This window comes from Corynebacterium sp. HMSC04H06 (assembly GCF_001815935.1).
Lineage (GTDB): Bacteria > Actinomycetota > Actinomycetes > Mycobacteriales > Mycobacteriaceae > Corynebacterium.
The window spans coordinates 38003-58166 of sequence record NZ_KV823424.1 but is presented as its reverse complement, the minus strand read 5'-3'; the positions used below and the strand labels follow the sequence as shown (position 1 = coordinate 58166).

The 20164-nt window shown below is 66.4% G+C and carries 20 protein-coding genes; 14 read left to right on the top strand and 6 right to left on the bottom strand.

Going from position 1 to position 20164, the window contains the following annotated elements; translation table 11 throughout:
- Positions 1-223 precede the first annotated feature (223 nt).
- The 7 genes from HMPREF3067_RS05855 (at position 224) to rplI (ending at position 6202) form a co-directional block, all read left to right on the top strand.
- On the top strand, positions 224-598 hold the full coding sequence (locus tag HMPREF3067_RS05855) for a DUF5318 family protein (RefSeq protein WP_070768790.1): 375 nt from the start codon (positions 224-226) through the stop codon (positions 596-598).
- A gap of 105 nt (positions 599-703) precedes the next feature.
- On the top strand, positions 704-2950 hold the full coding sequence (locus tag HMPREF3067_RS05850; RefSeq protein ID WP_070768789.1) for a transglycosylase domain-containing protein: 2247 nt from the start codon (positions 704-706) through the stop codon (positions 2948-2950).
- 28 nt (positions 2951-2978) lie between these two features.
- A complete protein-coding gene (locus HMPREF3067_RS05845; RefSeq protein ID WP_083319163.1) occupies positions 2979-4433 on the top strand; it encodes a glycosyltransferase family 87 protein in 1455 nt (484 codons plus the stop codon).
- 2 nt (positions 4434-4435) lie between these two features.
- Positions 4436-4624, top strand: a complete 189-nt coding sequence (locus HMPREF3067_RS05840; protein ID WP_070768788.1) for a hypothetical protein — start codon at positions 4436-4438, stop codon at positions 4622-4624.
- A gap of 127 nt (positions 4625-4751) precedes the next feature.
- Positions 4752-5042, top strand: coding sequence for a 30S ribosomal protein S6 (gene rpsF / locus HMPREF3067_RS05835; protein ID WP_210400092.1), 291 nt, complete (start codon positions 4752-4754; stop codon positions 5040-5042).
- Positions 5043-5095: 53 nt separating this feature from the next.
- Complete coding sequence (locus HMPREF3067_RS05830) at positions 5096-5698, top strand: single-stranded DNA-binding protein (protein ID WP_070768786.1); 603 nt, start codon at positions 5096-5098, stop codon at positions 5696-5698.
- A gap of 51 nt (positions 5699-5749) precedes the next feature.
- A complete protein-coding gene (gene rplI / locus HMPREF3067_RS05825; RefSeq protein ID WP_070768785.1) occupies positions 5750-6202 on the top strand; it encodes a 50S ribosomal protein L9 in 453 nt (150 codons plus the stop codon).
- Positions 6203-6841: 639 nt separating this feature from the next.
- On the opposite strand, the gene HMPREF3067_RS05820 is transcribed toward rplI, so the two are convergent.
- A complete protein-coding gene (locus HMPREF3067_RS05820; RefSeq protein ID WP_070768809.1) occupies positions 6842-7780 on the bottom strand; it encodes an oxygen-dependent tRNA uridine(34) hydroxylase TrhO in 939 nt (312 codons plus the stop codon).
- Between the two features lie 53 nt (positions 7781-7833).
- Positions 7834-9330, bottom strand: coding sequence for a DUF1846 domain-containing protein (locus HMPREF3067_RS05815; RefSeq protein WP_070768784.1), 1497 nt, complete (start codon positions 9328-9330; stop codon positions 7834-7836).
- A 579-nt stretch (positions 9331-9909) separates the two neighbouring features.
- Here HMPREF3067_RS05815 and HMPREF3067_RS05810 point away from each other — a divergent pair.
- Positions 9910-10722 carry an Fpg/Nei family DNA glycosylase gene (locus tag HMPREF3067_RS05810; protein ID WP_070768783.1) on the top strand — a complete coding sequence of 271 codons (813 nt, stop codon included), beginning with the start codon at positions 9910-9912 and terminating at the stop codon, positions 10720-10722.
- Positions 10723-10731: 9 nt separating this feature from the next.
- The gene (locus tag HMPREF3067_RS05805; RefSeq protein WP_070768782.1) at positions 10732-12216 is read left to right on the top strand and encodes a bifunctional ADP-dependent NAD(P)H-hydrate dehydratase/NAD(P)H-hydrate epimerase; all 1485 of its coding nucleotides are present in this window, start codon (positions 10732-10734) and stop codon (positions 12214-12216) included.
- Here HMPREF3067_RS05805 and HMPREF3067_RS05800 read toward each other — a convergent pair.
- From HMPREF3067_RS05800 to HMPREF3067_RS05790, 3 genes are read right to left on the bottom strand one after another with little or no spacing between them, the layout of a single operon-like run.
- Positions 12199-12936 carry a YwaF family protein gene (locus HMPREF3067_RS05800; protein ID WP_070768781.1) on the bottom strand — a complete coding sequence of 246 codons (738 nt, stop codon included), beginning with the start codon at positions 12934-12936 and terminating at the stop codon, positions 12199-12201. The two genes, HMPREF3067_RS05805 and HMPREF3067_RS05800, sit on opposite strands and share 18 nt — an antisense overlap.
- A 59-nt stretch (positions 12937-12995) precedes the next feature.
- Complete coding sequence (locus tag HMPREF3067_RS05795; protein WP_070768780.1) at positions 12996-13676, bottom strand: ABC transporter ATP-binding protein; 681 nt, start codon at positions 13674-13676, stop codon at positions 12996-12998.
- A gap of 1 nt (position 13677) precedes the next feature.
- Entirely contained in the window at positions 13678-14691 is a 1014-nt protein-coding gene (locus tag HMPREF3067_RS05790) for an ABC transporter permease (protein ID WP_070768808.1), read from the bottom strand.
- A 165-nt stretch (positions 14692-14856) separates the two neighbouring features.
- Here HMPREF3067_RS05790 and HMPREF3067_RS05785 point away from each other — a divergent pair, with 165 nt between their 5' ends.
- Genes HMPREF3067_RS05785 through HMPREF3067_RS05775 form a run of 3 tightly spaced genes read left to right on the top strand, consistent with a single transcriptional unit; the run spans position 14857 to position 17716 of the window.
- The gene (locus tag HMPREF3067_RS05785; RefSeq protein WP_083319164.1) at positions 14857-16041 is read left to right on the top strand and encodes a sensor histidine kinase; all 1185 of its coding nucleotides are present in this window, start codon (positions 14857-14859) and stop codon (positions 16039-16041) included.
- Between the two features lie 47 nt (positions 16042-16088).
- On the top strand, positions 16089-16694 hold the full coding sequence (locus tag HMPREF3067_RS05780; RefSeq protein WP_070768778.1) for a response regulator: 606 nt from the start codon (positions 16089-16091) through the stop codon (positions 16692-16694).
- Positions 16694-17716 carry an FAD-dependent oxidoreductase gene (locus tag HMPREF3067_RS05775; protein WP_070768777.1) on the top strand — a complete coding sequence of 341 codons (1023 nt, stop codon included), beginning with the start codon at positions 16694-16696 and terminating at the stop codon, positions 17714-17716. The genes HMPREF3067_RS05780 and HMPREF3067_RS05775 overlap by 1 nt, the downstream gene beginning before the upstream one ends.
- Here the strand turns inward: HMPREF3067_RS05775 and HMPREF3067_RS11000 are convergent.
- Positions 17713-18273, bottom strand: a complete 561-nt coding sequence (locus HMPREF3067_RS11000) for a VanZ family protein (RefSeq protein ID WP_168166951.1) — start codon at positions 18271-18273, stop codon at positions 17713-17715. The two genes, HMPREF3067_RS05775 and HMPREF3067_RS11000, sit on opposite strands and share 4 nt — an antisense overlap.
- A gap of 115 nt (positions 18274-18388) precedes the next feature.
- Between HMPREF3067_RS11000 and HMPREF3067_RS05765 the strand changes: the two genes are divergently transcribed.
- Both HMPREF3067_RS05765 and HMPREF3067_RS05760 read left to right on the top strand, forming a co-directional pair.
- On the top strand, positions 18389-19378 hold the full coding sequence (locus HMPREF3067_RS05765; RefSeq protein ID WP_083319161.1) for an MDR family oxidoreductase: 990 nt from the start codon (positions 18389-18391) through the stop codon (positions 19376-19378).
- A 27-nt stretch (positions 19379-19405) separates the two neighbouring features.
- A complete protein-coding gene (locus HMPREF3067_RS05760; RefSeq protein WP_070768775.1) occupies positions 19406-20134 on the top strand; it encodes a hypothetical protein in 729 nt (242 codons plus the stop codon).
- Positions 20135-20164: the final 30 nt, after the last annotated feature.

Genomic DNA, 20164 nt, shown 5'->3' with positions numbered 1-20164 from the left:
ACTCCTTGGTTCGGCTGAAAAATGTGACTGAGGTTCAAAGGCGGCAGGGTGCCGCCGGTTCACATCGCTGAGCCTAGGCCGCGGCCCAGCGTGGTTGTGGGCCAGACAGCAAGTGGATCGATCAAGATGGCGCAAACCCCACTAGATTGGGGCGCCACCGGCCGTCGGGACGATAGATTTCCGTTTCCCGACGCCGGGGCTTTGAGACAGGAAGGGACAGTTGATGGCCGGACTCGTGTTCACCCAGGCGGTCTCCCACCAGTGGGAGCGCGCCCAGTGCATCCGCGATCTGCGGGCGGGGCGGATCCTGCGCGCGGAGGTCTGCGACGCCGATTTCCTCCTGCGCGCCGCCGCCCAGCACCACGGGGTCGACCTGCCCAAGGCCTGCCCGGTCTGCGGGGCAGAGAGGATGCGGCTGACCCGGTGGGTCTACGGGGATAGTTTGGGGCACCGGGCCGGCAGCGCGCGGCGGCTGAGCGAGATTGCCGAGTTCGCGGCCGAAGGCTTGGAATTCACCGTGCATACCGTGGAGGTATGCCCGGCGTGCCGGTGGAATTACCTGCTGGAAACGGCGGAAGCCCGACACCGCACAGCTTGACCAAAGCTGTGAGTTGTGCGTGTTAGTTTTCTGCGGACCCCACTAGCCGGTAAGCTGCGAATATTGAAGTCTAGGTTTACAAGTTAAGTAAGGGCTAAGGTCGCAGTGACTGACAAAAGTGGATCCCGCACCCGCGATGACCAGGGCGCGGCTAAACCAGCCTCCGCTGGCCAGGCGAAAAACAAGCGCCGTTGGCCGTGGATCGTCCTCGCGGTCGTCGGCGTAACCGTCTTTCTCCCCCTGGCGATTTTCGCGTACGCCTACGCGCAGTACGACGTCCCAGAGCCGGAGGAGCTGACTAACAACCAGATCTCCTATATCTACGCCAACGACTCGTCGACGCAGCTGGCGCGCATCGTGCCCCCGGAGGGCAACCGCAGCCAGGTCAAGCTCGACGAGATTCCGGATCACACGGAAAACGCTGCGCTGGCAGCCGAGGACCGCGAGTTCTGGACCAATTCCGGTTTCTCCCTGAGCGGTTTCGCCCGCGCCGTACTCGGTGAAATCACCGGCGACTCCTCCGCGGGCGGCGGTTCCACCATCACGCAGCAGTACGTGAAGAACACCTTGGTCGGCGACGAGCGTTCCTACGTGCGCAAGGCGCGCGAGCTCATCTACTCGGTCAAGATGACCAACGAGTGGTCCAAGGAAGACATCCTCAACGCCTACCTCAACACCGTCTACTTCGGCCGCAACGCCTACGGCATCCAGGCCGCCTCCAACGCCTACTTCGACAAGAACGTCGAGGACCTGACGGTCGAGGAGTCCGCCCTGCTAGCCGGCGTCATCCAGGCGCCCAGCGCCCTGGACCCGGCGGTGGATGAAAACGCGGCACAGGCGCGCTGGAACTACGTCATGGACGGCCTAGTCGACATGGGAGAGCTCGACGCCGCGGAGCGCGCCGGCATGCAGATGCCGCAGACCCGCGAGCAGGGCGAGTATTCCGCCTACACGGAGGCCCCCGGCGCCAACGGCCACATCAAGAACCAGGTCATCCGGGAGCTGGGTGAGGTCGGCATCACCGAAGAGGACGTCAACACCCGGGGCCTGCGGATCACCACGACCATCGACATGAACGTCCAGAACGCCGGCATCGACGCCGTGGACACCAACCTGGCCCCGCTGCAGGACGACGCCCGCGCGGCGGCGGTGACCATCGAGCCGTCCACCGGCGCTATCCGCGGCTACTTCGGCGGCCACGAGGAGCACGGCTGGGACTACGCCAACGCCCCGCTGCAGACCGGCTCGACGTTCAAGATCATGGCCCTGGCGGCCGGCCTCCAGCAAGGCATCTCGCTGGATACCAACTACTCCTCGGCCCCGTACCAGCTGCCCGGCTCGCAGGTGGTCAACAACGTCAACGGCAGCGGCTGCGGCGTGTGCTCCCTGCGCGAGGCGACCAAGAAGTCCTACAACACCTCCTTCATCCGCCTGCAGGAAGACCTGAAGAACACCACGCAGGACACCGCGGACATGGCCCACGCCTTGGGCGTGGCCCGCTCTCTGCCGGGGATTGAGAAGACCCTGACCGAGAACGGCAAGCAGCCCTACGAGGGCATCGTTCTGGGCCAGTACCAGTCCCGCCCGATGGACATGGCCATCGCCATGGCCACCCTGGCCAACCAGGGCGTGTGGCACAACCCGCACTTCGTCGAGAAGGTCGAGACCATCAGCGGCGAGGTTCTCTACGAGCACCCGACGGACAAGGGCGAGCGCCGCGTCGGCCAGCAGGTAGCCAACAACGTCATCGACGCCATGCGCCCGGTGGCCGCCTGGTCGAACGGCGCCCTGGCGGGCGGGCGTGAGTCCGCCTCCAAGACCGGTACCGCCCAGCTGGGCGACACCGGTTACAACAAGGACACCTGGATGGTGGGTGCTACCCCGCAGCTGGCCACCGCCGTGTGGGTCGGTACCGCGGAGAACACCGACGCCATCTTCAACGCCTACGGCGGCAACATGTACGGCGCCGGCGCCCCGACCCAGATCTGGAAGTCCATCCTGGACACCTCGCTGGCCGAGGCCGACTACGAGACCTTCCCGCAGGCCGCGCCCGTGCGCTACGGCACCGGCGGCGCCGGTGGCGGCGCGACCTACTACGCCCCGACGGAGGACACCTACGCCCCGACCGACTCGGAGGGCGTCGAAGAAGCCCCGGCCGAGGGCGAGGAAGAACAGCCCTCGCAGCCGGCCCCGGCCGAGCCAAGCCGCAACCCGAATGAGAGCCCCGGCGGGGGCGGCGGCAACGCCCCGTCCGGCGGCAATGGCGGCGGTAACGGCGGCGGCGACGGCAACCCCTCGCTGGAGGACTTCCTCGAAGACCCCCAGGGCGGCCTAGCCGACATCCTGGGCTAGGCTCCGAGGCGGAGGAGTACTAAAACACATGGACGACACCGCCCCAGCCCCGCAGGCAGGCCCCGCTCCCGCGACCCCCGTTTGCCGCGACCGCCGGCGCCCCTGGGTGCCGCTGAGCGCGGAGCCCACGGCGCGGGGCATCGTCGACTTCCTGGGCGGGCCGGCCGGGCGCTTTGCCCGCCCGCGCCCGCACTGGATGACCCCGACCCGCGCCGTCATCGCGGTCGCGTGGGTCTTCCTCGCCCTCGGGTTTCTGGCCAAGGCCAACTGTGCGGGCGGCGTCCGGGACGGCGACGGCGCGGTCCAGCTCAACTGGTCCGGCAACCGGCACTACACCTCCGCCTGCTACAACGACATCGTGCCGCTTTTTGCCGGGCGCGGCCTCGACCAGGGCGGCTTCCCTTACGCCTTCTCCTGGGTCGAGGACGGCGTTACCCGCTACATGGAATACCCGGTGCTGGCCGGGCTGTTCCAAGGCGCTATCGCGGCCGTGGCGCGCGCGACCCACCCGTTGGTGGTTTGGGCCGGCATCCCGGCCGCCGGCTGGTACTTCGCGCTAACCGCCCTCTCCATGTCCGTCCTCTGGGTCGCGGCCATCACGTTCGTGATGCGGCTGGTGGGCAACCGCTTTTGGGACACGCTGCTTATCGCGGCCAGTCCGCTGGTTATCGTCCACGCCTTCACGAACTGGGACATCCCCTCCATCTTCTGCATGGTCGCCGCCGTTTTTACCTTCCAGCGCTCCCGGCCGGGCTGGGCTGGGTTCTGGATAGGCATAGGCACCGCGGTTAAGCTCTGGCCGCTCTACGTCCTGGGCGCCTACCTGGTGCTGGCCATCCGCACGAAGTCGTGGCGCCCGTTCAGTGTGATGCTGGGGACTGCGTCCGTGACCTGGCTGGCGGTCAACCTGCCGGTGGCGCTGGCCTACCCGGCGGCGTGGGGCGAATTCTTCCGCCTCAACTCGGAGCGGTCCTGGGAGTGGACCACCGTCTACGCGCTGCTGGCCCGCAACACCGCCTTCAATCTCTCCCCCGGCGTGCTCAATGTAATCTCCTTCGGGCTCTTCGCCGCCCTGTGCCTGTCCATCCTGGTCGTGGGCCTGAAGGCTTCCCACACCCCGCGGGTGGCCGAGCTCATCTTCCTCATCGTGGCCGCGTTCTTGTTGGTCAACAAGGTGTGGTCGCCGCAGTACTCGCTGTGGCTGCTCATCCCGGCGGTGCTGGCCGTGCCGCGCTGGCGCCTGATTACCGCGTGGGCCTGGGCCGAGTTCGCCGTCTGGCCTCTTCTGATGTGGCACATGCTGGGCGCCGAGAACGGCGGCATCCCCCACGAGCTGCTGGACGCCGCCATCCTGGCGCGCGACGGCCTCATCATGGCCATGGTCGTGCTGGTGCTGCGGCAGATGCGCGGCAGCGCCGACGATGCCGTCCGCCGCAGCCACCCCGACCGTCCGTATTCCGATCCCCTGCAACCGGTGCACTAATCATGCTCATCACCATTATTGGCATTATCTCTATCGTCATTGGCTTCGCCAGTGTTGGCACGGCCTACTACCTCTACCAGCAGAAGGGCCAGCGCACCGCGCCCATCGTCCTGGGCCTATTGGCGCTGATTTTCCTCACGATCGTGCCCGCCGGCAGCGCGGTGTTTTTCGCCGCTACCCAGGGCGGCTAGATTTCAGTTTTGGGCCCCGAATGCGGTACTGTAGTGGGGTTGCTTGACGCAACGTACCCTCCTGTCACATCCGCAAAGGTGATGTGGCCGAAAACCATTTACTAGACCATAGGAGGTGATGAGGTCCGTGCGTCACTACGAAGTAATGATCATTCTGGATCCTAGCCAGGATGAGCGCACCGTAACCCCGTCCCTAGACAAGTTCCTCGACTCCGTCCGCAAGGACGGCGGCAAGGTTGAAAACGTCGATGTCTGGACCAAGCGTCGCTTGGCCTACCCCATCAACAAGAAGGAAGAGGGCATCTACGCCGTCGTCAACCTGGAGTGCGAGTCCCACTCGGTACTCGAGCTCGATCGCCGTTTGAACCTGAACGACGCCATTCTGCGTACCAAGGTTCTGCGCACAGACGCTAAATAGCGGATACTGGGGTTTGTAAAAACTACAGTTTCCACGAAAAGGAGTTTAAGAACATGGCACAGGGAGACACCCCAATCACCGTAGTAGGCAATATCGTCGCCGATCCGGAATTGCGTTTCACCCCGTCTGGCGCACCCGTAGCTAATTTCCGGGTGGCCTCTACCCCGCGTTACTTCAATGCGCAGCAACAGCAATGGGAAGACGGCGAAGCTATGTTCTTGACCTGCAACGCCTGGCGCAACATGGCTGAAAACGTCGCAGAGACCCTGACCAAGGGCATGCGCGTTATTGTCAACGGCCGCCTGAAAGCCCGCAGTTTCCAGACCCGTGACGGTGACAACCGCACCGTCTTCGAGATTGACGTTGATGAGGTTGGCCCCTCGTTGAAGTACGCCAAGGCCCAGGTTCACCGCAACCCGCGTGAGGGCGGCAGCGGCAACTTTGGCAATAACCAGGGCGGAAGCAACTCGGGTTCCAACAACTTCGGCTCCAATCAGGGCGGCTTCGGCGGCAACCAGGGCAACCAGGGCAACCAGGGCGGTTTCAGCCAGGGTGGCTTTGGCGGCAACCAGCAGTCCGCGCAGGACAACGATCCGTGGAATTCTGCACCGCAGGCCGGAGGCTTCTCCGGCGCTGATGATGAACCCCCGTTCTAACTAAGTGCGCAGTAATCATCGAATAAACGACTCAATTGAAAGGCAGGGATCATGAAGCTGATCCTCACCGCTGCCGTTGAGAACCTCGGCGCCCCCGGCGAAATTGTTGAGGTTAAGAACGGCTACGGACGTAACTACCTGCTGCCGCGCGGCCTGGCCATCGTTGCCACCCGCGGCGCAGAAAAGCAGATCGAGGGCATCAAGCGCGCCCAGGAAGCCCGCGCAATCCGCGACCTGGACCACGCTCGTGAGATCCGCGATCAGCTTGAACAGCTCAACGACGTCACGGTTGAGGTTAAGACCTCCGAGAAGGGCAAGCTCTTCGGCTCCGTGAACGCTGAGGACATCGTCAACGCCGTGAAGAAGGCTGGCGGCCCGAACCTGGACAAGCGCATCGTCAAGATGCCCAAGGGCCTGGTCAAGAAGACCGGCAACTACCAGGTCGAGCTCCAGCTGCACGCTGACGTTCTCGGCAAGGTGAACTTCTCGGTCGTAGCTGCCTAATTAGGCGCTCGACGGTCAAACCATAGACCCAAAGACAACAGCAGCTTTAAGGCCTTGGGGCCGGCAATCCTATGTGAGGTGGGATTCCGCTCCCAGGGCCTTTTTGCATGCCCACTCTCAGAACATCTTCCCCTTCTCCCCCCGTTTCCCCACCCCACCGGCAACCGCGACTCCCGCAATCACGAGCCGAACTGTGAATGACTGTGGATAAACCTCCCCTTCCTGTGGATAACTTCCGCCGGGCGCGGACGGTTACAAAAAATATACAGCGCGAATGTGACTCCCCGTCCCCGCAGGTAGGAAAGTTATTCACGGTTTTCCTTAAAGTATTCACACTTTTAAACCACTCCTGACCTGCACCTATTAAAACCGCAGGTCAGAAAACCGGGAAGTTATCCACAGCGCCCGGTGGATACTTCGGTGGCGAAAGCAAAGGTGAGAGCGAATTCTACAGATACCTGTGGATAACTCCCCCAGCCTTATCCACCAGGGGCGCCGATTTGTACCCCCGAGGACCACACCGTGGGGGTAGATCCGGGCACCGCTGGCCTGCCGGATGCCTCCCCCGTCCGCGCCCGCGGCGCCCTAAACTAAGAGAATTTCACCGCCGGGGCGCGGGTACTCAATGGCCCAGCCGGGCTAGTTGTCCGCGTTCTCCGCGCCACGGGCGGCCACCGCCGCGCAATCGGGCCGGCCGCAGTGCTGGGTCTCGGTGTGCTGGACGCAGTCGTCGCAGATGAGGACCTGGCGCCGGCAGGTGTCCTCGTTGATGCAGTTGTGGAAGGTATTCGTCCCGGCCCCGCAGTGCACGCAGTGGCCCAGCTGGATAAAGCCGGGATCCTCGGTGCCGATGCCGAATTCGTGGTGCATGCGCTTGTCGAAGACGTACATCGATCCTTCCCACAGGCCGTCGTTGCCGTATTTCTCCCCGTAGCGCACGATCCCGCCATCGATTTGGTAGACCTCGTTGAAACCGCGGTTTTTCATCAGGGCGGAGAGGACCTCGCAGCGAATGCCGCCGGTGCAATAGGACACGACGGGCCGGTCCTTCATCCAGTCGTATTTGCCGGACTCGAGCTCCTTGATGAAGTCGTGCGTAGTGTTCACGTCCGGCACCACCGCGCCCTTGAACTTGCCGATCTCGGCCTCCATAGCGTTACGGCCGTCGAAAAAGACGACGTCGTCGCCCCGCTCGGCGACCAGCTCGTTGACCTGCTCCGGGCGCAGGTGGACCCCGCCGCCCACGACGCCGTCCTCGTCGACCTGCAGCTCCTCCGGCGCGCCGAAGGCCACGATCTCGTCGCGCACCTTCACCGACAGGCGCGGGAAGTCGTCTGCGGAGCCCTCCGACCACTTGAAGGCCATCTTTTTGAAGCCGGGGTAGTCGCGAGTCTTGCGCACGTAGCGCTTGCAGGCGTTCATGTCCCCGCCCACGGTGCCGTTGATCCCGTGCTCGGAGACCAGGATACGGCCTTTAAGCCCCAGGGATTCGCACAGGTCCCGCTGCCACAGCATGATGGCCTGCGGGTCCTTGAGCGGGGTAAAGCAGTAGTACAGGAGAATTTTGCCGATGCTCACGCCTTTGAATTTTAGGCGGGGCATCGGCAAAATCCGAATTGTTGACCTGCGGCTTAGCGCTTGTGGTACAGGCCCTTCTTACGGGCGAAAACCGGGTCCGAGGTCACCAGGACGCCCAAGTTGCGGAAGATACCTTCGTCGACCGAGCCCAGGATGGTGGTGGTGTGGACGTCGCAACCGGTCAGCTCCTTGATGTGCTCGAGGGCGCGGCGGGCGTTGGCATCCTTGGCGGCCGAAGTCGACAGGGCGATGAGCACCTCGTCGGTGTGCAGGCGCGGGTTGCGGGAGCCAAGGTGCTTGGTCTTGAGCGTCTGAATCGGCTCGATGGCCTCCGGGGACAGCAGGTGGATCTCGTCGTCGATACCGGCCAGGTGCTTGAGCGCGTTGAGCAGCATCGCCGCCGAGCAGCCCAGCAGCCCGGAGGTGCGGCCGGTGATGATGGTGCCGTCGGCCAGCTCCAGCGCGGAGGCCGGGTCGCCGGTCTCCTGGGCGCGCCGGCGCGCCGGCTCGACTACCGGGCGGTCCTCGACGCGGATGCCGGCCTTGGCCATGATGACCGCGGCGCGGTCGGACTGGATGGAATCCAGGCCCTCGCGGGCTTCTTCGACCAGGGCCTTGAAGTAGCGGCGGATGATCTCCTGCTGGGAGGCGGCGCAGCAGACGGCGTCGTCAGTAATGCACAGGCCGGCCATGTTGACGCCCATATCCGTGGGGGACTGGTAGGGGGTCTGGCCCGTCAGGCGCTCCAGCAGCGACTTGAGCAGCGGGAAGGCCTCCACGTCGCGGTTGTAATTCACCGTAGATTCCCCGTAGGCCGACAGGTGGAAGTGATCGATAATATTCGAGTCGTTCAGGTCCACGGTCGCGGCCTCGTAGGCTAGGTTGACCGGGTGCTCGAGCGGCAGGTTCCAGATGGGGAAGGTCTCAAACTTGGCGTAGCCGGCCTGCACGCCGCGCTGGTGCTCGTGGTAAATCTGGCTCAACGCGGTGGCCAGCTTGCCGGAGCCCGGCCCCGGCGCAGTGACCACCACGAGGTCCCGGGTGGTCTCGGCGAATTCGTTGCGCCCCAGCCCCTCCTCGGAGACGATCAGGTCCGTGTCGGTCGGGTAACCGGGAATGATGTGGTGCCGAGCGACCTTAAGCCCCAAGCGCTCCAGCTTGTCGATGAAGGCTTCGGCCGGGCCGTTACCGTCCTCCAGCTGGGTCATCACCACGTTGTTTACCAAGAAACCGCGCTCGCGGAAGACGTCGACCAGCCGCAGCAGGTCGTCTTCGTAGAGGATGCCCAGGTCCGCACGCACCTTCTGGCGGGCGATATCCTTGGCGTTAATGCAGATGAGGATTTCCACCTCATCCCGGATGTGCTCCAGCATGGCAATCTTGTTGTCCGGGGTGAACCCGGGCAGCACGCGGGAGGCGTGCATATCGTCAAAAAGCTTGCCGCCCATCTCGAGGTAAAGCTTTCCCCCGATGTCACGCCGCCGGGCACTGATGTGTTCGGACTGGAGTTGGATGTATTTTTCGCGGTCGAATCCAAGTGCGTGCGTCATAAATGGCCCTTCTTGCTCCATCAGCATGGGCGGCGTTACTGCCGTCTTATCGATTTATGTACGCCGCTACAGTCTACGCAACCCCGAGCTAAAAGTCATAGAAATCCTAGTCACCCTATAACGAGACCCGAAAAATTTGTCATCTTCTTTGCGCTGGGGGCATCCGGACGCCGGGGGAGAGCTGGGTGCCAGGGAAGACCCGGATATGTCAAACGGCGCCGCCACCCACGGAAAGGAATATGGGGTGAGCGGCGCCGTTCGCCTCTCTCCAGGAATAAGCGCATCCGACGGTTGCCGCTCTTACCCAACAACCGCCACGCCCGTACCCGACGTCAACCCTCTCGGACGGCGTCGAGTGCCCGTGAGAGTACCGCAGATAGCACCGAAGTTATGAATTCGCTTAAACGGTATCTCGTCCGCAATTGTCCGGTCCACCTTGAGGCTTCCTGATGCTAAAACTGTGCGCAGGGGAGAAGCCCGCAGCGGCGTACAGGAAACGACGATGTTATAGGTAATATGAGTTCCGTCACCAGCCGCGGGCGGCGGCGATGAGTGCCCTGCCGACTAGACTGGGAAACTATGCCCGAAGGTCACGTCATCCACCGTCTAGCCAATCGTCTCAACCGGGATTTCCGGCACCGCGCGCTGCAGGTCACCAGCCCCCAGGGTCGCTTCGCCGCCGAGGCCGCGCAGCTAGACGGGCGCAAAATCGACCGGGCCGATCCCTTCGGCAAGCACCTCTTCGTGCACTTCGATGCACCGCAGCCGGAGCACATCATCTACATCCACCTAGGGCTTATCGGCTCCCTGCGCTTCGAGCCGGCAGAAGACGTCTGGGGACAAATCCGGCTGCGGATCGCCACCGACGGGTTGGCGGCCAACCTGCGTGGCCCGCAGTTCTGCCGGCTTATCACCGAGGAAGACTACGCCGCCCGCCTGACCAAGGTGGGCGAGGACCCGCTGCGCGCGGACGCGAACCCCGAGGTGGTCTGGGAGAAGGTGCACCGTTCCCGGCGCAGCATTGCTTCGCTGCTGATGGACCAGCACCTGTTCGCCGGGGTAGGCAATATCTATCGCGCGGAGGCCCTTTTCCGGCAGGGCATTAGCCCTTTCCTTCCCGGCCAGGAGCTAGACCGTGCGGCTTTCGATGCCCTCTGGGCGGATCTGGTCTTCCTCATGCAGGTAGGCGTGGAGCGCGGCCGGATTGACACCGTCCGCGACGAGCACACCCCGGAGGCGATGGGACGCGATCCGCGCCAGGACGATCATGGGGGAGAGGTCTATGTCTACCGCCGGGCCGGCCTGGGCTGCTACGTGTGCGGCACCCCGATTGCCGAGCGCGCGCTGGAATCCCGCAATCTTTTCTGGTGCCCGAGCTGCCAGCCAGCCTAGGCTGGAGGCATGTTAGCCACCTATAGCACTGCCGCTGTCCGCGCCGCCGAGAAGGAACTGCTCGCCGCCGAGCCCGAGCCGGACCACGTCATGCGCGCCGCCGCCCAGGCCGTCGCCCGCACCGCGGCGGCGATGTCGGCCTCCGGGCGCATCCTGGTGCTGGCCGGACCCGGGGGCAACGGCGGCGACGGACTCTACGCCGGCGCCCTGTTAGCGCAGCTCGGCCGCTCGGTCGAGGCCCTGCTGGTCACTGGCTCCGCCCAGCCGCGGGCCCTGGCCGCCGCGAAGGAGGCGGGCGTCACCATCAACCACAAGGGGCCGCAGCCGGGACAGTTCGATCTGGTCATCGACGCCGTCGCCGGGCTGGGCTCGGCCCGCGGCCTGGACGCGGACGTGCACTGCCTGCTGGCCGGCGCGCAGGTCCTCTCCGTCGACATGCCCACCGGGGTAGACGCCGACTCGGGAGTGGCCGCGGACAACGCGGTCTGCGCCGACGTCACCGTCACCTTCGGCGGAGGCCGGCTGGGCCAGGCCGTGGCGGCCGAGTGCGGCGAGGTCATCGTCGGCGAAGTACCTGGCTTCGCCGAAGCGCTCGGCCGGCATACCCCGGACGCCTATCTATCGACCGAACCCACCGTAGGCAGCGGCTATGTTTGGGACTCGCCATTTCTTTACCCTGCGGAAACTACCGGCCCCATCCCGGATCCCCGACCCGGCATCCACTCCCACAAGTACAGCGGCGGGGTGACCGGGATCTGCGCCGGCAGCCAGCGCTACCCGGGCGCCGGGGTGCTGGCCGCAGCCGGCGCCCTGCGCACGACGCCATCCATGGTCCAGGTCCTCAACAACCCCGGCGCCACCCAGCGCTTCCCGGAGATTGTCTCGGCCACCGGGACGGACGCCCGCGTCGATAGCTGGGTGGTCGGCCCCGGTAGGGCAAAGGCGGCCGCAAAGGAGCTGGAGGCGGTGCTGCAGCGCCCCGAGTGCGCGGTGATCATCGACGCCGACGGCCTGCGCCAGCTGGCCGAAAGCCCGCGCCTGCAAAGCCTGGTCCGCGCGCACCCGGCGGTCCTGCTGACCCCGCACGCGGCGGAATTCGACGCCCTCTACGCCGGCTGCGTGCAGGGCGAAAAGCCCGCCGGGCGCCTGAAGGCGCAGGAGGCTCTCGCCGGGGCATTGGACTGCTGGGTGCTACACAAGGGCCGGATCACCACCGTCGTGGGCCCGGAAAGCGCCGGTACCACCCCGGTCGGCATCAACGCGGGCCATTCGCTGGCCGCCACGGCCGGCTCCGGCGACGTACTCAGCGGGATCCTCGGCGCGCAAGTGGCGCTGGAGGGCATGAGCATGGAGTCCATCACCCACGCGGCGACCATCCACGTCCACGCCGCGGAGATCGCGGCGACGACGGAGTACGGGGTATCGGTAGCAACCGCGGGCCAGATAGCCGCCGCCATCCCCGCGGCTGTCGCGCGGCTACTTGCGCGCCAGTAGCTTGCGGACTAGGCCCTTCGGGCCGATAGGCCGGGTGCGGCGGCGCAGGTTGGGCAGCTGCCACGGCGCGGTCATCGCGGCCCAGGCCGCGCCCACCGCGAGGATCTCGGAGACGATATAGAAGGGCCACGGGCCCAGGTAGTTGATGATGGAGCGGCTGCCCGGCGGGTGGTTCAAGAACCCGTAGTTGCCGTCGGTAAAGCGGTTGACCAGCATGGCGGTGGCCATCCAGACCGGGGTGGTGGCCACGGCCGAGCGGTACCCGGCCCAGGTCGGGCGGTATCCCAGGCCGAAGGTGAGCGCCAGGGGAGTGGCCAGCGCAGTGATGTGGAAGAACCAGTAGGTGGCAAAGCGCAGCCACTTCGGCTCAAAGTAATAGATCACGTCCGGGGTGATGATTGCCTGCGGGTTGAGGATAATCCCCCAGAAATACGTGAGGTTGAGCGCCCGCTCGTTCTCCGTGATGAGACCTATGGCCAGCACAGGCCGCAGGACGTCGCACAGGTGCAGCGGCAGCGACTCCCGAACGTCGAACTGCTTCGGGTCCAGGGAGATAATCGTCCAGGCGGTGCCGGCGACGAGCATGACCCAGCCGGTCATCTTCCGCAGGAAGGATTCCTTGCTGGTGCCGCGCACGCGCCGCGCGGCCACGATGAACACGCCGCAGGCGGCGACCGTGACGGCCAGCATGGTGATATGCGCAGGTCCCCACTGCGGCATCCGGGGATACGCGGTGGGGACTACACGTGCTTTACGTGGGCGTTTTAACATGACCCGAACTAGGTTACTATCGTCTCCTTAATCTTTCCGTCATTGACCTCCACTACGGCGTCGCACTCGGCGGCCAAGCCCCGATCGTGGGTAACCACCACCGTGGCGAGATCGCGCTCGCGGGTAAGCCGGATCAAAAGGTCCATGATCTGCTGGCTGAGCTTGGAGTCCAGCGCGCTCGTCGGCTCATCCGCCAGTAGGACCTCCGGGTCGGCCATCAGGGCGCGGGCGATGTTGACGCGCTGGCGCTGGCCGCCGGACAGCTGCTGCATGCGGCGACCGCCCAGGCCGCCCAGGCCGACCTGCTCGAGGAGCTCGTCGGCGTGGTGCGGGCGGCGCTTGCGTCCGCTGATGTGATCGACAATCTCGAGCTGCTCGCGCACGGTCAGGGAGGCGATGAGGTTGGCCTGCTGGAAGATGATGCCGATGTGGTTGCGGCGGGTTTGGGAGCGCAGCTTGTCCGGGGCATCGGTGAGATCGGTACCGGCGACGCGCACGCTCCCGCTGTCCGGGACCACCAGCCCGGCGCCCACCGACAGCAGGGTGGACTTGCCGGAGCCGGACTCGCCGACGAGCGCGGTGACCTGGCCGGCCGGAACCTGCAGGTCCGCGGCGTCGAGGGCAATGGTCACGGTCGGGCCATCGGGGTAGGTGACGGTGATATTGCGTAGATCAAGTGGGTAATTCATCTTAGGCAGCCCCTCCTAGAGCCAGCATCGGATCGGTACGGGAGACCTTGCGGGTAGCCAGCGCCGCCCCCGCCAAGCCAAGCAGCCAGATGCCCACGGCGGGCACCAGCACGGTGTTGATGGACAGTTCAAACGGCAGCGCCTGGGCCGCGGCTTCGCCCAGCCCCCAGCCCACGACGGCGCCGAGGACCGTGCCCAGCCCCAGGACCACGGCGGCCTGGCCGAGCGCGTCGCGGCGCAGGTAGGAACCGTCGGCGCCGAGTGCCCGCAGGACGGACAGGTCGCGGGTGCGCTGGATGGTCCACACGGAAAGGAAAGCGACGGTCACCAGCGCGGAGATGGCGTAGAGGAAGCCCTGCATGGTCAGCAGCGAGCCGCGCTCCGACTGGTAGCTGGCCAGCCCGCCGAGGGCGTCCTTGAGGGAGACCGCGCCCAGCGCGTCGGCGTCCTCGGTCAGAAGGACAGTGCCGACGACGTCCTGCGGGGCGTGCGCGACCTCGCGCCAGGTCTCCGTGGTGGTCCAGGCAACGGGGGAGTGAGAGTAGAACTCGTCCGGGACGGTCCCGGCGACCCGGGCGTCCTCCCCGCCTACCTGGAGCATCTCCCCGGCGGAGGCGGCGACGTCCTCGGCGGCCGTCTCGGACAGTTGCAGCTGCCCGGATTTCACCGGAGTCTCGGTGCCGGGGACGAGGCTGCCTTCGGGCAGGCCCATCACCGCGACGGTGCCGGCCTCCTCGCTGGAGGCGATCCGGGTCTGGCTTACTCCCAGGGCGGTGGCACCGGGGTAGTCGGCGGCGAAGTCCCGGTCCACCTGGGAGTCGCTGAACGAGGGCTCGTCGCTGCTGAAGACCACGCCAGCCGGGTCGAGCGCCTCCAGGGCGGAAGTGTTTTGCTTGCTGAGGCCGCCGGTGAGTCCGCTCAGCATGACGAGCAATAGGGTAATGAGCCCGACGACTGCGGTCATCAGCGCGAACCGGCCGCGGGCATAGGCGATATCTCGAAGTGCTAAGAGCATACCTTCATCATGGTTTGCCCAGCTCAGAAAGTAATCGGGGCGGCGGTTGATTTGCCAGTCAACCGACTGGTTGATGAAAATCAACCTCCCGCCCGACTAGCGTGGATCGCTGTGAAGTTTGGATTCGACTCCGTATTGAGTGGGCTGCGCGTGGGCCTGCACGTCATGTTCGCTTTCCTGCTGGGCTTTGGCGTGCTGCGCGCCGGCGTGGACGGGCGCCTAGACTACCGCGCCGTCCTGTTGGCGGGCGTCTTGGCCGTGGTCTACGTCGCCGGCACATGGCAGGAAAAGCGGGGCGTGCCGCTGCACCGGGCCACCCGCTATGGCTGGTTGGCGCTGGTCACGCTGCTGTGGCTCGGGCTGGTCGTGCACACGCCGGACTTTTTGTGGCTGGAATTCCCGCTGGCGTTTTTGTACCTGCACCTGCTTCCCACCGTGCCCGGCCTGGTGGCCGTGGCGGGCGCCTGGGCGGTGGCGGCCTTCGTGCCGGCCTGGCTCCACCCGGCGGACTGGACGGTGGCCGCGGCCATCGGGCCGGCCATCGGCACCTTGTTCGCCGTGGCCATCTACTACTCCTACCGGGCCCTGGCGCGCGAGGCGGACCACCACCGGAAGGTGGCCGAGCAGCTGCGCGCCACTCGCGAGGAGCTCGCCGCCGCCGAGCACCAGGCCGGCCGGCTGGAGGAGCGCGAGCGCCTGTCCCGGGAAATCCACGACACCGTGACCCAGGGGCTGAACTCCATCGTGCTGCTAGCCCGCGCCACCCGCGCGCAGGTCCCGGACAGCGCCCAGGAGGGCCTGTCCACCATCGAGTCCGTGGCCCGCGAAAACCTGGCCGAGGCCCGGCGCTTCGTGCGGGACCTGACGGCGGTGGATTCCGCCCGCCCCCTCCCGGAGGCCGCCACCGAGGTGCTAGCGCGGATGCGGCGCCGCGGCAAGGCGCTGGGGGAGCCCACCGCCTTTGAGCTGCACACCCACGGCAAGGCCGCCGCCCTGCCGGAGCCGGTCTACTCCGCCGCGCTGCGCTGCGTGCAGGAGGGCCTCAACAACGTGGTCAAGCACGCCCACGCCTCCCGCGCGGTGGTCACCCTGGGGCTGTTTAAGGACGCGGTGACCGTCGACGTCGTCGATGACGGCGACGGTGCGGACGGGCACTTCGGCTACGGGCTGCGCGGGCTGGCCCGCCGCGTGGAGGATTTAGGAGGTAGCCTGAGCCTAGAATCCACCGGCGCCGCCGGCACCGCCCTGGCAGTCAGCATTCCCCTGACCAGCCAGCACGCGCCCCAGGCCCAACGCCCCGGCCAGGTTTCTGAACCAGGCCCCGGCCCGGCAGAAACGGGCACACAGTAGTAGCGACTCGGTCGCGGACGCACGAGTAGACGAGGAGGACGAGCACCATGGTGGCAGTGATGCTGATTGATGATCACCCCGTGGTCCGCGCGGGCCTGCGCGCCATTTTGGACAGCTTCGACGACATAGAGGTCGTGGCCGAGGGCGCGGACGGCTCCGCGGTCGATGACCTAGACCCGCAGGTCGAGGTCATCGTCTGCGATATCCAGATGCCCGGCGTGGATGGCATTACGGCCACCCAGCGGGTGGTGGAGCGCGGCGGGCCGCCGGTGCTCATCCTGACCACCTATGACACGGAGGCCGACATCGTCGCCACCCTGGAGGCCGGCGCCCGGGGCTACCTGCTGAAGGACTCGCCGGAAGAGGAGCTCCACCAGGCGGTGCTGGACACGGCCGCCGGCCGCCGCACGCTGTCCCCGGAGGTAGCCGGGATGCTCGCCGATAGGCTGGGCCGCGGGCAACAGGCGCTCTCAGCCCGCGAGATTGAGATCCTGCGCGCGCTGGCCACGGGCGTGTCCAACAAGGAGCTGGCCAGCCAGCTGTTTATCTCCGTGGCGACGGTGAAAACGCACCTGATCCACATCTATCAGAAGCTGGGCGTGGACACCCGCACCGCGGCCATCCACCGGGCTCAGGAATTGAAGCTCATCTAATGCTCGACTGCCTGGTTATCGGCGGCGGGCAATCCGGGCTCGCCTGCGGCTACTACCTTCACAAGCGCGGCCTTGACTTCCGGATCCTCGACGCCGAGTCCGCCCCGGGCGGGGCCTGGCAGCACACCTGGGACTCGCTGCGCCTGTTTAGCCCGGCGACGGCCTCAAACCTGCCGGGCATGCCGATGCCCGCCTACCCCGGCTACCCGCCGGCCAGCCACGTGGTGGACTACCTACGCGCCTACGAAAAGCGCTACGACCTGCCGGTCAACCGCCCGGTCACTGTCACGCGGATCTACCACCGCAGCGCCAGCCGCGAGGATAGCCACGGTTGGGGCGGGAAGGATTATTTCGTGGTGGCCCTCCGCGGCGGCGATGCCCCGACGATTACCGCCCGCACCGTCGTGGCAGCGACCGGCACGTGGTCCAGCCCGTTTATCCCGTTCTACCCCGGGCACTTCCGCGGAAAACAGTGGCATTCGGCCTGGTACCCGGGTGCTTCCCCCTTCGCCGGCGCGCGCGTGGCCGTGGTGGGCGGGGCTAATTCCGGCGCCCAGATCGCCGCGGACCTGCTGGGCACCGCGGCCCGGGTGGACTGGTTTACGCACCGGCCGCCGCGCTGGATGCCGGATGACATCGACGGTCGGGACCTCTTCCACCGCAGCCGCGCGCGGCTGCTGGCCCAGAAGGAGGGCCGCCCCGATCCGGGTTCGGAGTCTTCCCTCGGCGATATCGTCATGGTCCCGCCGGTCAAGGCGGCGCGCGATGCCGGGCGCCTGGCCGCCCAGCCCATCTTCGGGCGGCTGGACAAGCTCGATCACGACCACCTCATCTGGTGCACGGGCTTCCGCCCGGCCCTGGGGCCCATCCGGCACCTGGTCGCCGAGGGCAAAGCCCAGGTACCCGGCCTTTTCCTGGTGGGTTACGGCAGCTGGACCGGCCCCGGCTCGGCCACCATCACGGGGGTCTCTCCGTTCGCTAAGCAGACCGCCGCCGCGATCGAGGAAATTGTCCGCGCCTAACCGCGCAGGAGGGTGTAACCCAAGGCGGTGAGCATGAGGGCGGCGACGACGCCGGCTATCAGCGTCAGGCGCCGCAACAGGCGGGTCCGGGCCGCGTGGTCGCAGCGGGCGAACCAGATGCCGCCGAGCGCCGCGCCGATGGTGTTGAACAGCAGATCATCGACGTCGCTGTAACCGAGCGCGAAGATGTACTGGATGACCTCGATGCTCAGGCTGGTGGCCAGTCCCAGAAGCACCGCGCGGCCGGTGCCGCGGGTCAGGGCGTAGAAGGCGGCGCCCACCGGCACGAACAGCAGGATATTGCCGAAGGTATTGGTGTACGGTCCGTACCAGATGGGCGGGGTCTCCCAGCCATCCAGGAATTGCAGATCCAGGCTGCGGATCGCGTGCGCCGAGCCGTTGATGAGGCCGGGGATTTCAATCCACGGCTTGGCCAGGGTCACCAGCCCCACCATCGCGAGGATGACGACGAGGCTGAAGGCCAACCGCCCGCATCCAGCACGACGTGGCCGAGCGGCAGTGGGCTCGGCGACGGCGAGGCGGTAGTTGGCTGACATGTCCTCTACCGTAGCGGCGCGCCCTGCTAATCGGGAGGGGAGACACTGGCAGGAGCCTGAGTCCTCAGAAAAGGTGGTCGTTCTAACAATGCAGATTAGCCGTGGGGCGCATAACATGGTGGACATGACTATTTGGGTAACTCGCAACGATGACGGCTCCGTCCAACACTCGCAGGAGTCCGAGCAGGACTCGGTCAACACCGAAGGTGACGTCGTAGTCGCAGTCAGTCACTCCTCCCTGAACTACAAGGACGCCATGGCCCTGAACGGGGACAAGGGCGTGATGCGCACCAACCCGCTGGTTCCCGGCATCGACGTCGTCGGCACCGTGGAAGAGTCCAGCTCAGAGCGCTTTAACCCGGGCGACCAGGTCGTCTGCAACGGCGACGGCCTGGGCGAGTTCCGCCACGGCGGCTACACCGACCGCCAGCGCGTGCGCGCGGAGGCCACCGTCGCCGTTCCGGAGGCCTTCAGCCTGGCGGAGGCCGCGGCCATCGGCACCGCCGGCTACACGGCCGCGCTGTGCGTGAACTCTCTGCTGGACCACGGGCTTTCCCCCGATGACTCGCCGCGGATCCTGGTCACGGGCGCTACCGGCGGCGTGGGTTCGATTGCGGTCGTGTTGCTCAAACAGCTGGGCTTTTCCGTCACCGCGCTGACCGGCCGCGTGGCAGAACACGGCGACTATCTGCGCAGCCTCGGCGCGGACGAGGTGCTGGACCGCGCGGAGTTCGCGGAGGCCGGCAAGCCGCTGCAAAAGGCCCGCTTTGCCGGCGCGGTGGATACCGCCGGCTCCCACGTGCTGGCCAACGTCCTGGCCCAGGTGACCTGGGGCGGCGTGGTGGCCTCCACGGGCATGGCCGCCAGCCCCAAGCTGGAGACCACCGTGCTGCCGTTCATCCTGCGCAACGTCATCCTGGCCGGTGTTAACTCCGTCGACGCTCCGCTGGACTACCGCCAGCGCGCCTGGGACCTGCTGGCGGACAAGCTGCCGGCCGAGGTGCTCAACAGCCTGACCACAACCATGGGCATCGACGAGGTCGCCGACGCGGGCGAGGCTCTGCTGGCGGGCACCCGCCACGGCCGCACGGTGGTAGAGCTCTAATGCGCGAGGAGGCCATGGCCCGGGTCTATGCCGCCCTGGGTTTTCGAATTCGGTGATTTCGACGAGCTTTTAGAGCTCATCCAGGAGGCCCCGGGGCAGCGGACCATCCCGGTGGACGGCTTCGACGCCGCCATGACCTACCAGGATCCGTCCGGCGCGCGCATGACCGCACTGCAGTACGAAGGCGAGTGGGCCACCCTGCCGGGCTTCCACTCCGACAACACGGTCGACGCGTCCACCTACCGGGTCAGCCCCTACCTGTCGCTGGTGGAGCTGCGCCGCGCCGGCGACGGAGAGGTCTTCAACCAGTTCGCCGCCGCCTCGGACGAGGCCTTCGCACTGCCCGCCGGCAATCCCGCGGGCGGGCGCAAGCTGCGCGCCACCGAGCTGCGCATGGCCGCTGCCGGCACCGATTACACGTTGTACGACTCGGTGGAGGACTGGCGCGAGTCTCAGGACGCCTACGATGCCGCCGCGCCGTCCATGCTCTATTCGCCGTCGACCGAGCGCTTCTACCGCGACTTCCACCCGGGCAACGTCAACCCCTTCGCCCGCCTCGGCGGGGTCATCCGCAGCGCGCAGAAGCGCACTAACCAGCTGACCGGCAACGAATTCGTGGTCGCTACCCTGGCCACCCCGGCGGGCAACCTCCCGCTGCTGCTGACCGGAAAGGTCCCGGAAGAAGGCCAGGTCTTCTTCGGCGCGGCCTGCATGCTGGCCTCCGCCGGTTTCTGGGAGACCGCCCTGGCTCGCTAAGCCCGCAGTCAAGCACCGCGCATCCGGCGC